A 10,795-nucleotide genomic window follows, 5' to 3' on the forward strand; every position below is an offset into this window, starting at 1 on the left:
GCCGAGCATGCCCGCCATCCGACAGGCCATCATTGACCGAATATCAAGACCTCCGCCAGACCAATGCCCTCATTGCGGTGGGAGCCTATCAGTCACGCATTTCAAACTTCTGCCAAAGTAGTGCTAGAGTCGATCGACATTCAAAGCCGACACGGCAAAGCTACCGTCACCCTGAACTCGTTTCAGGGTCCATCTTGCAGCATGGCCCAATGCGTCAGTTCACCGAACGGCGCTGGCGGGTTGTAATTCCGGCCACCACGCCAATCGGCATGATGGACCCTGAAACGAGTTCAGGGTGACGATGCGAAATGTCGGATGCCCGACCGTGAACAGTATCCGAGGCGATCGCTCTTTAAAGCGCGACCGCCTCGCCGCCTTCCAGCTTGTGCGAGCAGCCCAGGGCCAGCGCGTCGTCGGCTTCGGACAGCGCCGCCACCGTCACCCAGCCGATCGCGCGCTGGCGCGACGCGACTTCGCGGTCGTGGCCGAGCGGAAGGAACAGGCGCCGCTCCTCGCCCGCTGCGGCGGAGAGGCTCTCGATCAGCGGATCGGGATAGAGCGAGAAACCGGTCGCGGCTTCGGGATTGCGTCCGGTCTGGCCGAGGATCGAGTAAGTACCGCCGCGACCCATGCTGCCGGGAATGCCGTCTGCATAGATCGTGAAGCCGAACCACGACTGATATTCGAAACCATGGCGCTCGGACGGATCGAGCGTCAGCCGCGCCTTGCCGCTCACCCGCGCGGCGATGGCGCGCAGCGCGGCGATGCGCGATGCCAGTACCCCGCGCTCCTGCGTGTTCTCGGCATCGAATGCCGCCAGCCGCTCGATCGCGGTGTCGAAGGGGCCGACTGCGTAGAGCAGCGGCAGATACGCCTCGCCGCCCGCATCGACGAGCCCGCCTGCGTCCTTGGCGTCGAGCATCTGGCGCACCGCCTCGATGTTCTGCGCGGGCAGCGGCAGCGCGCCGGCGCTCAGCGTATCGACGAGGTCGGGCAGCGTGAAGTCCACCGACACCCCGGTCGCCCCGGCCGCGCGCAGCGTCTCGATCGCCAGTTCGACGATCTCGGCCACGGCCTCAGTCGAATCGGCACCGACGAGTTCGGCGCCCACCTGCAGGCGTTCGCGGGCGGGATCGAGGCCGTCGCCCTTGATCGTCACCACCTGCCCCGAATAGGACAGGCGCAGCGGACGCGGCGCCTCTGCCAGCCCGGTGGCGGCGATGCGCGCGACTTGCGCGGTGATGTCGGAACGCAGCGCCAGCATCCGCAGCGACACCGGATCGACGAAGCGGAACATGCGGCGCACCTGCACGCCCGCCATGCGGTGCGCCAGCGCCTTCTCGAATTCGAGCACCGGCGTCTCGACGCGCGCATAGCCGTGGCTCGCCAACACGTCATGCGCGGCGCGGCGCACGGTCTGCGAGGTCCATGCCTGTTGCACCAGTCGGTCGCCCAGTCCCTCGGGCAGAAGATCGCGGTCGTTTTCCTGCATAATGGCCGCGCCCTTAGCCCGACGCGGCGCGGTTGTCGAATGCGCAAATCTGCGACGATTGGTGACGATTTTCCCATCGGCAGCGACACCCGGAACCGCTAAGCATCGCGCCATCGTCTGGCGGGACGCATGCAATGGAGATCACGAACCGATGAAGATGCCTCGTCCCGGCAAGAGCCTGCCGATCCTCGCCCCCGTGCTGATCGCGCTGGCGACATCCGCATTCGCCCCTCACGCACTTGCCCAGGGCATGGGCGGTATGGGCGGCGACATGGGCGGCGGCGGCATGGGCGGCGACATGGGTGGCGGCGGCGGTGACATGGGCGGCGGCCCGCCCTCCGGCGGCGACGGCGCGCCCCGTGCCCCGCGCCAGCCCAAGCCGATCAAGCGCGAACGCTTCGACCAGGTCGTCACCGCGATGTTCCGCGAGGCCGACACCGACCGCAACGGCACGGTGACGCTCGACGAACTGCACGCGATCGTCGAGGCCCGCCGCGCCGAGATCATCCGCACCCGCTTCGCCCGCGTCGATGCCGATCACAACGGCTCGATCTCGGTCGCCGAATTCACCGCCTGGCAGCGCGACATGGGCTCGGCCGCCTCGCAGGAAGGCGCCGCGATCGGCGACCGCGACGGGCCGATCGCCGAGGCCATCATGCCCGATGCCGGCAAGGATCCCGAGGACCGCATGCTGGCGGCGCTGATCGAGCCGCTGACCGGCACCGTCATCGCCAAGGCCAACACCAATTACGATGCCGGCGTCTCGCTGGAGGAACTGCTGGCCTACGAAGGCAAGCTGTTCGAGGCTGCCGACGCCGACCACGACGGCTACCTGACGATGGAAGAGCTGCGCCCCAAGGGCAAGGATGGTGGCCGCATGCGCGGCGGCCCGGGCGGCCCCGGCCCGATGGGCGGCCCGCCGCCGCGCTGATCCGTCAGAGCAGCACGCGCCAGGTCTCGCCCTGAACCGGTTCGCCGAACGTATGGTGGACCTGGGTGTCGATGCACTCGAAGCCGTTGCGCGCGTAGATGCGGCGCGCGGCTTCGAGCACGGTATGCGTCCATAGCACCACCTGTGCGTAGCCCTTCTCCCGCGCGAAATCGAGGCAGCCGGCGACCAGCGCGTCGCCGATGCCCCGCCGCCGCGCGAAAGGCTCGACGTGGAGCAGGCGCAGCCGAGCGGTGCCTTCCCCCTCGTCGGTGAGGAACACTGCTCCGGCCATGACCCCGCCCAGATCCGCGACCCAGCAGCGCTCTCGCTCGGCATCGAAGTTTCGCAGGAACGCCGCAGTGGTTTCCGCCTCCACCACTTCGAGTCCGCGGCCCCAACTGTGGCTTTCGGCGTAGAGCACCGACTGACGGGCCGCCACCTGACTGACTTCGCCGACTCGCGCATCGCGGATCGTGAAGGCATCGGGCGCCTGGCGATCCAGCAGCAGCCGCCCCCTTGTCAGCGCCTGCACCAGATCGTCGCGCTCGGTCGCGCTCAGGCGTTCCAGATCGTGCGCGACGGCATCGCGCTGGCGCCCGTCGATCTCTTCGAACGCCGCCTGCCCCGCCTGCGTCAGCCGGATCGGGCGGGCACGCGCGTCGCTGTCGAGCCGGTCCCGCGCGACCCAGCCCCGCTCCTCGAACCGGGCAATCATCCGGCTGAGATAACCGCGATCGAGGCCCAGCTCGGCCTGCAGGACATTGGCCAGCACCGGCCCCAGCCGTGCGATCTCGAACAGGAGGCGCGCTTCCGGCAGGTTCGCGTCGGTGTCGAGAAAGCGCGCGTCGATGGCGCCGACGTGCCGGGTGAAGAAGCGGTTGAAGGTGCGGATCGCGTCGATGGCCTGGTTCATGCGCCAGCCTTGATCTATTATGTTGACTGAGTCAACAATATCAAGAACCGCGAGGCAAACGACGCCTCACGAACTAAAAAGGGGCCGGCGCCGCAAGGCACCGACCCCCTTTCGTTGGGAGCCTGTTAAAGCGTCAGCTTAGAACGTCAGCGCCTTGACGGTCTTCACGCCCGGCAGCGCGCGCGCCTGCTCCAGCAGCCCGGCCGAGAGATCGCCGTCGACCGAGAGCAGCAGCACCGCTTCGCCGCCAGCCGCGCGGCGGCCGAGGTTGAAGGTGCCGATGTTGATCGCGTTCTCGCCCAGCAGCGTACCGATGCGGCCGATGAAGCCCGGCGCGTCCTCGTTGACGATGTAGAGCATCGAGCCGTCCAGTTCCGCCTCGACCTTGATGCCGAACATCTCGACAAGGCGCGGCTCGACGTTGTTGAACAGCGTGCCAGCCACCGAACGCTCGCCCGCTTCGGTCTTCACCGAAACGCGGATCAGGGTGTGGTAGTCGCCCTCGCGCTCGGTCTTCACTTCGCGCACTTCGAGGCCGCGCTCCTTCGCCAGGAACGGGGCGTTGACCATGTTCACCGTGGCCGACTGCACGCGCAGGAAGCCGGCGAGGACGGCGGCGGTGATCGGCTTCTGGTTCAGTTCGGCGGCAGCGCCCTCGACGTGGATCGAGATGCGCGGCACCGAGTCCACGGTCAGCTGACCGACCATCGAACCCAGCACTTCGGCCAGCTTCATGTAGGGCTTGAGCTTCGGGGCTTCCTCGGCGCTCAGCGACGGCATGTTGAGCGCGTTGGTGACGCCGCCGTTGACGAGGTAGTCGGCCATCTGCTCGGCAACCTGCAGCGCCACGTTGACCTGCGCTTCGGTGGTCGATGCGCCGAGGTGCGGGGTGCAGATGAAGTTCGGGGTGCCGAACAGCGGCGAATCCTTCGCCGGTTCGGTCTGGAACACGTCGAGAGCGGCGCCCGCGATGTGGCCCGAATCGAGGCCCGCCTTCAGCGCGGCTTCGTCCACCAGGCCACCGCGTGCGCAGTTGATGATGCGCACGCCCTTCTTGGTCTTGGCGAGGTTCTCGGCCGAGAGGATGTTGCGGGTCTGGTCCGTCAGCGGCGTGTGCAGCGTGATGAAGTCCGCCTTGGCGAGCAGCGTTTCGAGGTCCGCCTTCTCGACGCCCATTTCCACGGCGCGCTCTGGCGTCAGGAACGGGTCGAAGGCGACGACCTTCATGCGCAGGCCCAGCGCACGGCTGGCGACGATCGAGCCGATGTTGCCCGCGCCGATCAGGCCGAGCGTCTTGCCGGTGACTTCGACGCCCATGAAGCCGTTCTTCGGCCACAGGCCCTGCTGGGTCTGCGCGTTGGCTTCGGGCAGCTGGCGGGCGAGCGCGAACATCAGCGCGATGGCGTGCTCTGCGGTGGTGATCGAGTTGCCGAACGGCGTGTTCATCACCACGACGCCCTGCGCCGAGGCGGCCGGGATGTCGACGTTGTCGACACCGATGCCGGCGCGGCCGATGACCTTGAGGTTCTTGGCGGCGGCGAGCATTTCCTTGGTCACCTTGGTCGACGAACGGATGGCGAGGCCATCGTATTCACCGATGCGGGCGATCTGCTGTTCCGGGTTCTCGCCGGTGATGACGTCTACGTCACAGCCCATCTCCTCGAAGATGCGGGCGGCGTTGGGGTCCATCTTGTCGGAAATGAGGACTTTGGGCTTGGTCATAATAGTCTCCCTCTCCCCTTCAGGGGAGAGGGCCGGGGAGAGGGGAATATGCCGCACCCCGGCCCTTTGATGTCTGGAAAAACGGGAGGGGTGAGCCCCTCTCCCAACCCTCTCCCCTAAAGGTGAGAGGGCTTAAGAAAGTCAGCCAGCCTTGACGGTGGCGTAGGCCCAGTCGAGCCAGGGACCGAGATCCTCGATATCCTGGGTATCGACGGTGGCGCCGCACCAGATGCGCAGGCCCGCAGGGGCATCGCGGTATCCGGCGACGTCGTAGGCGGCGTCCTGCTTTTCGAGCAGGGCAGCGAACTTCTTGATGAAGTCGGCGTCGGCACCTTCGACGGTCAGGCAGACCGAGGTCTTCGAACGGGTCGCCTCGTCCACCGCAAGGTGGCCCAGCCAGTCACGCTCGGCGACGATCTTGCCAAGGGCAGCGGCGTTGGCGTCCGAACGGGCCTTCAGACCTTCCAGACCGCCCAGCGACTTCGACCATTCCAGCGCGAAGATCGCGTCCTCGACGGCGAGCATCGAGGGGGTGTTGATCGTCTCGCCCTTGAACACGCCCTCTGCGAGCTTGCCCTTGGAAACGAGGCGGAACACCTTGGGAAGCGGCCATGCCGGGGTGTAGGTTTCCAGACGCTCGACCGCGCGGGGGCCGAGGATGAGGACGCCGTGGCCGCCCTCGCCGCCCAGAACCTTCTGCCAGGAGAAGGTGGCGACGTCGATCTTCGACCAGTCGATGTCGTAGGCGAACACCGCCGAGGTCGAGTCGGCGAAAGTCAGGCCTTCGCGGTCGGCCGGGATAAAGTCGGCGTTGGGGACGCGCACGCCCGAGGTGGTGCCGTTCCAGGTGAACAGCACGTCGTTGCTGAAATCGATCTGGGTGAGGTCGGGCAGCTGGCCGTAGTCGGCGCGGATCACGGTGGGATCGAGCTTGAGCTGCTTGGCGGCGTCCGTCACCCAGCCTTCGCCGAAGCTTTCCCACGCAACCGTGGTCACGGCGCGCTGGCCGAGCATGGTCCACATGGCCATCTCGAAGGCGCCGGTGTCAGAACCCGGGACGATGCCGATGCGGTGGGTATCCGGCAGCTGCAGCACTTCGCGCATCAGGTCGATGCAGTAGGCGAGGCGAGTCTTGCCGATCTTCGCACGGTGCGAACGACCCAGCGATTCGGTGGCGAGCTTTTCGGGGGAATAGCCGGGCGGCTTGGCGCAAGGTCCGGAAGAGAACTGCGGACGAGCAGGTTTACGCGCGGGAACGGCAATCAAATCAGTCATTTCTGACTCTCCTTACAGAGAGCACGCGCGGCGTTGGGACCGCGTGGCCCGGAGCCGCTCCTAGTGGCACCTACGGGGATGTCAATCGTCTTGCAGGCCAAAGGGCGGTCAGTTCACTGTGCAAAACGGTCGCACCCATATGGCGCCCTGCCGCCGTGTAAGGCACGGATAAGCACAGGTTAAGGCACTCTCCCCCCAAGAAGCTTGGCCAAGAGCTTGGACCCATGCGCAGAATTTTGTTCACCCTCCCCCTGCTCGCCGTGCTCAGCGGGTGCATCGACCGTCCGGCGCCTTCGAACCGACGGCCGAATCACATGGCGAGTCGCCCCCGCCCATCGCCGCCGCGCCCCGAACTGCGGCAGTGCCTGTCGACTCTCAGCGCGCAGCAGGCCGTGTTCACCCCGGTCGAGGATCGCTGGTACGGCAGCGCCTGCTCCACGGTGGGGACGGTCAAGCTGGCCGCCCTCAACACCGACGACGCCACGGTGACCGTTTCCGGGCTCGGCCCCGTGACTTGCGCAACATCGACGGCCTTTGCGGGCTGGGCACGCTACGGCGTGGACCGCGCGGCGCAGCAGATCCTCGGCAGCCGGCTGGTGAAGATAGAGACGTTCGGCAGTTATTCGTGCCGCAACGTCGCGGGCACTTCACGCCGGTCGGGTCATGCCAGTGCCAATGCCATCGACGTCTCTGGCTTCGTCCTTGGCGACGGACGACGCATCACCGTGCTGACCGGCTGGAACGGCGGCACGCCCGCCGAACGCCGCTTCCTGCGCGTGGTCCACGACAGCGCCTGCAAGCGCTTCGGCACAACGCTGGGCCCCGGTTACAACGCCGCGCACGAGAACCACTTCCATCTTGAGGCGGACGGCGCGGATTTCTGCCGCTGACGACGCGCCCATTCGTCATTGCGAGCGCAGCGAAGCAATCCGGGGCGGTTGAGGTCGCCCTGGATTGCTTCGCCACGCTCGCAATGACGGAAGGTGAGGTTCCCGGGAGGAACGGGGCTCAGCCGCCGAGGATGATCGGATCGGGCGCGTCGTCGCTGTCGCCCGCGTCTGGATGGATCGCGAAACGGATGCGTTCGATGCAGCCACTGCGACCTTCCTGCGAGGGCGCCGCCTTGGCCGACTGGATCACCTGCAGCGCCTGCCGTCCAAAGTCGTCGGAAGGCTGCGCGGCCAGTACCTTGGCATTGCCCACCGCCCCCCACGGCGCGATGTCGTAGCTGACGACCGCCCAGCCCTCGATCCGGCGGCGGTTGTAGGCCTGCGGGAAGCGCAGCACCGGCTGGCTCGCCCAGTCCTGCCCGGCCGGGCACTTGTCGCCTGCGGGAAACGCGCTCTTTTCCGGCATCGGCGGCGCGGGGAGCACTTCGGGCTGGCGCCAGTAGGGATAGGAACACCCCTTGCGCGCACCGCCGGTGAAGCGCGATTCGCGCATCGCCTTGACCGCCGCCGCATCGAGCGCCTTGTTGCCGGTGCCGGTGCCGATCCGCACGTTCACCGGCTTGCCGCCCGCATCGGTGTCGTACGTCACCAGCGCCCATTCCTTCATGCCGGGGGTGCCGGGCAGCTTCGCGAAATCCGGGAGCGCGCGCACCAGCGGCTGCGGGCGCGGGGCGTCGGCGCAGTTGCCGCCTTCGCGGATGCGTTCCCAGCCCGGCATCGGCAGTTGCCCGTTGAGCGGTGACACCGTGTAGGACACCAGATCGGGCACCGACGCAGTCGCGAAAGGCTCCACCGCGACCGCATACGTCACCGAGCAGGCGCTGTGCGCCCTGGCCGGGAACCGACTGGCGGCGAGCGCGGGCGCGATGTCGTCGTTGGGCACGAAGCGGGCATCCCCGCGCGTGATCGAGACCGGTCGGCCACTGGCGTCGATGTCGAAACGCAGCGTCACCGACTGCTGCGCGTTCGGCCCGCGCCAGCCGATGGTGTTCAGCGGACGGCGCAGCGGCGCGCCGGAGACGAGAGCGCCGCCATCACAGCGCACCTCCCCGGGAGTCCAGGCGGCAAGGCCGCGTTCGCTGGAACGGCGGAATTCATCGGCGACGACCGGCGGCGGAGGGACCGCAGGAGGCGCCGCCACCGCCATCAGAACTGCCAGAGCAACCGCCACCATGCCTGATCTCCTTGTCCGGAGAATTCAGGCTAACACGTTGCCAAGACAGGACAAGGACAGATCGGAAACAGATTTGAGCCCGATCCCCTTCAAAGGAGGGGAATCGCCCACCGGTCTTCCGCTCCCGCTTCGTCACCCTGAACTTGTTTCAGGGTCCATCGCGCCTCAGGCCCGGCGCTTTGCCGCAGCAAACCGGGAGCGCCGATGGTGACATGTGCCTGCCGGGAAAACCGCCCAATGGATCCTGAAACAAGTTCAGGATGACGGGTCGCGGAACGGAAAACTCATCCCTGCCCTCGAAGGCCCGTCAAATCTCCAGCTGGCTGCCCAGTTCCACCACGCGGTTCGTCGGCAGGCGGAAGAACTCCATCGCGCTGGCCGCATTGCGCATCATCCACGCGAACAGCTTCTCGCGCCAGATCGCCATGCCCGGCTTTTCCGAAGGCACCAGCGTCTGGCGCGAGAGGAAGAAGCTGGTCTTCATCATCTCGAACGGGCCACCGCACATCGGCGCATGCGCCAGCGCGGCGGGAATGTCGGTCTCCTCCATGAAGCCGTAGCGCAGCGTCAATCGGTAGAAGCCCTGCCCCAGATCGACGACGGTGAAGCGATCCTCCGGCTCCACATAGGGGCCGTCCTGCACTTCCACCGTCAGCACCACCACGCGCTCGTGCAGCACCTTGTTATGCTTGATGTTGTGGAGCAGCGCCGAGGGCACGCCCATGTTGCTGGAGGCCATGAAGATCGCCGTGCCCGGCACCCGCGCGGCGCTGCCGTGCGCGCTCTTGGCGAAGACGTTGAGCGGCAGCGCGGCCTCGGTCATGCGGTCGCGCATCAGGCGGCGGCCCTTGTTCCACGTCGTCAGCAGGGTGAAGGCGATGCCGCCGATCATCAGCGGGAACCAGCCGCCGTCGGGGATCTTGGTGGCGTTAGCGGCGAAGTAGGCGCCATCGACCACGAAGAACGTGACGATCACCGGGATCGCCAGCGCCTTGTGCCATTTCCACACGACCACCAGCATCACCGCCATCAGGCAGGTGTCGATCAGCATCGCCCCGGTCACCGCGATGCCGTAGGCCGAGGCGAGGTTCGACGAGTTCTGGAACACCAGGACCAGCACGATCACGCCGGTCATCAGCGCCCAGTTGACGAAGGGGATGTAGATCTGGCCCGCCTCGTGCTCGCTGGTGTGGCGGGTGGAAAGGCGCGGGATGAAGCCCAGCTGCATCGCCTGATGGGTGATCGAGAACGCGCCCGAGATCACCGCCTGGCTGGCGATGAAGGTGGCGCAGGTCGCCAGGATCACCAGCGGCAGGCGCAGCGATTCGGGCGCGAGGTTGAAGAACGGGTTCTCCATCGCGACCGCCGCCTGCGCGTCGTCGAGGCCGAGGATCATCGCCGCCTGCCCGAAGTAGTTGATGAGCAGGCAGGGCATCACGAAGGCGAACCACGACAGCCGCAGCGGGCCGCGCCCGAAGTGCCCCATGTCGGCATAGAGCGCCTCCGCCCCCGTCACCGCCAGCACCACCGAGCCGAGCGCGAGGAAGCCGAGGATCTTGTCGGTCAGGAAGAACTGGATCGCGTACCACGGGTTCAGCGCCACCAGCACCTCGGGCATCTGGACCAGATGGTAGATGCCCAGCACTGCGAGCACGGTGAAGTAGGTGACCATGACCGGCGCGAACAGCGCGCCGATCTTGGCGGTGCCGCTCTTCTGGATGACGAACAGCGCGATCAGCAGCACCAGCGCGATCGGCAGCACGAAGGGCGCGAGGTCGGACTGGACAACGGTGAGGCCCTCGACCGCCGACAGCACCGAGACCGCCGGGGTAATCATCGAATCGCCATAGAACAGCGAGGTCGCGAAGACGCCCAGCAGCACCACCAGCGGGCCATAGCCGGACTTGCGGATCACGCCGGAAATCAGCGCGACGAGCGCGAGGCTGCCGCCCTGCCCCTTGTTGTCCGCGCGCATCAGCACGCCGACGTACTGCACCGACACCACCAGCGTCATCGACCAGAAGATCAGGCTGACGACGCCGAGTACGTGTAGTTCGTCGATCGCCAGCGGGTGCGGGCCGACGAAGGTTTCGCGGAAGGCATAGAGGGGGCTGGTGCCGATGTCGCCGAAGACGACGCCGACGGCGCCAAGCGCGAGCTTGGTGATATTGCCCGAACCGTGGCCGTGATGGCCGCCCGAACTGTGAGACTCACCCGCCGTCGAAGGAACGTAAGGTGTGTCTGCTGGAGAATCACTCATTCATGCGTCCTGTAATGGACTCGCAGACACGCTAGAGCGGCTGCGGCAGGCTTGCGCCGTTAGCAGCATGAATGGGGC

Annotated in this window: 9 protein-coding genes; 3 read left to right on the forward strand and 6 right to left on the reverse strand. The window is 66.8% G+C overall.

What is annotated here, in order from left to right:
• Positions 1 to 299 (forward strand): hypothetical protein (locus tag V2S85_RS17615; RefSeq protein WP_330704150.1); only part of this gene is annotated, 299 nt, incomplete at its 5' end.
• Positions 300 to 352: 53 nt separating this feature from the next.
• On the opposite strand, the gene V2S85_RS17620 is transcribed toward V2S85_RS17615, so the two are convergent.
• On the reverse strand, positions 353 to 1,492 hold the full coding sequence (locus V2S85_RS17620; protein WP_330704151.1) for an ATP phosphoribosyltransferase regulatory subunit: 1,140 nt from the start codon (positions 1,490 to 1,492) through the stop codon (positions 353 to 355).
• Between the two features lie 151 nt (positions 1,493 to 1,643).
• On the opposite strand from V2S85_RS17620, the gene V2S85_RS17625 reads away from it, so the two are divergent.
• Positions 1,644 to 2,423, forward strand: coding sequence for an EF-hand domain-containing protein (locus V2S85_RS17625; RefSeq protein ID WP_330704152.1), 780 nt, complete (start codon positions 1,644 to 1,646; stop codon positions 2,421 to 2,423).
• A gap of 4 nt (positions 2,424 to 2,427) precedes the next feature.
• Here the strand turns inward: V2S85_RS17625 and V2S85_RS17630 are convergent, their stop codons facing one another.
• From V2S85_RS17630 to V2S85_RS17640, 3 genes are all read right to left on the reverse strand, one after another.
• On the reverse strand, positions 2,428 to 3,336 hold the full coding sequence (locus tag V2S85_RS17630) for a helix-turn-helix domain-containing GNAT family N-acetyltransferase (protein WP_330704153.1): 909 nt from the start codon (positions 3,334 to 3,336) through the stop codon (positions 2,428 to 2,430).
• Between the two features lie 138 nt (positions 3,337 to 3,474).
• The gene (gene serA / locus V2S85_RS17635; protein ID WP_330704154.1) at positions 3,475 to 5,058 is read right to left on the reverse strand and encodes a phosphoglycerate dehydrogenase; all 1,584 of its coding nucleotides are present in this window, start codon (positions 5,056 to 5,058) and stop codon (positions 3,475 to 3,477) included.
• 141 nt (positions 5,059 to 5,199) lie between these two features.
• Positions 5,200 to 6,333: a phosphoserine transaminase gene (locus V2S85_RS17640; RefSeq protein WP_330704155.1), complete on the reverse strand. Its 1,134-nt coding sequence runs from the start codon at positions 6,331 to 6,333 to the stop codon at positions 5,200 to 5,202.
• Positions 6,334 to 6,557: 224 nt separating this feature from the next.
• Between V2S85_RS17640 and V2S85_RS17645 the strand changes: the two genes are divergently transcribed.
• Complete coding sequence (locus tag V2S85_RS17645) at positions 6,558 to 7,223, forward strand: extensin family protein (protein ID WP_330704156.1); 666 nt, start codon at positions 6,558 to 6,560, stop codon at positions 7,221 to 7,223.
• A 118-nt stretch (positions 7,224 to 7,341) separates the two neighbouring features.
• On the opposite strand, the gene V2S85_RS17650 is transcribed toward V2S85_RS17645, so the two are convergent.
• Positions 7,342 to 8,457 carry a TonB family protein gene (locus V2S85_RS17650; RefSeq protein WP_330704157.1) on the reverse strand — a complete coding sequence of 372 codons (1,116 nt, stop codon included), beginning with the start codon at positions 8,455 to 8,457 and terminating at the stop codon, positions 7,342 to 7,344.
• A 307-nt stretch (positions 8,458 to 8,764) separates the two neighbouring features.
• Complete coding sequence (locus V2S85_RS17655) at positions 8,765 to 10,717, reverse strand: potassium transporter Kup (RefSeq protein ID WP_330704158.1); 1,953 nt, start codon at positions 10,715 to 10,717, stop codon at positions 8,765 to 8,767.
• Positions 10,718 to 10,795 lie beyond the last annotated feature (78 nt).

The organism is Novosphingobium resinovorum (assembly GCF_036352595.1).
GTDB lineage: Bacteria > Pseudomonadota > Alphaproteobacteria > Sphingomonadales > Sphingomonadaceae > Novosphingobium > Novosphingobium resinovorum_B.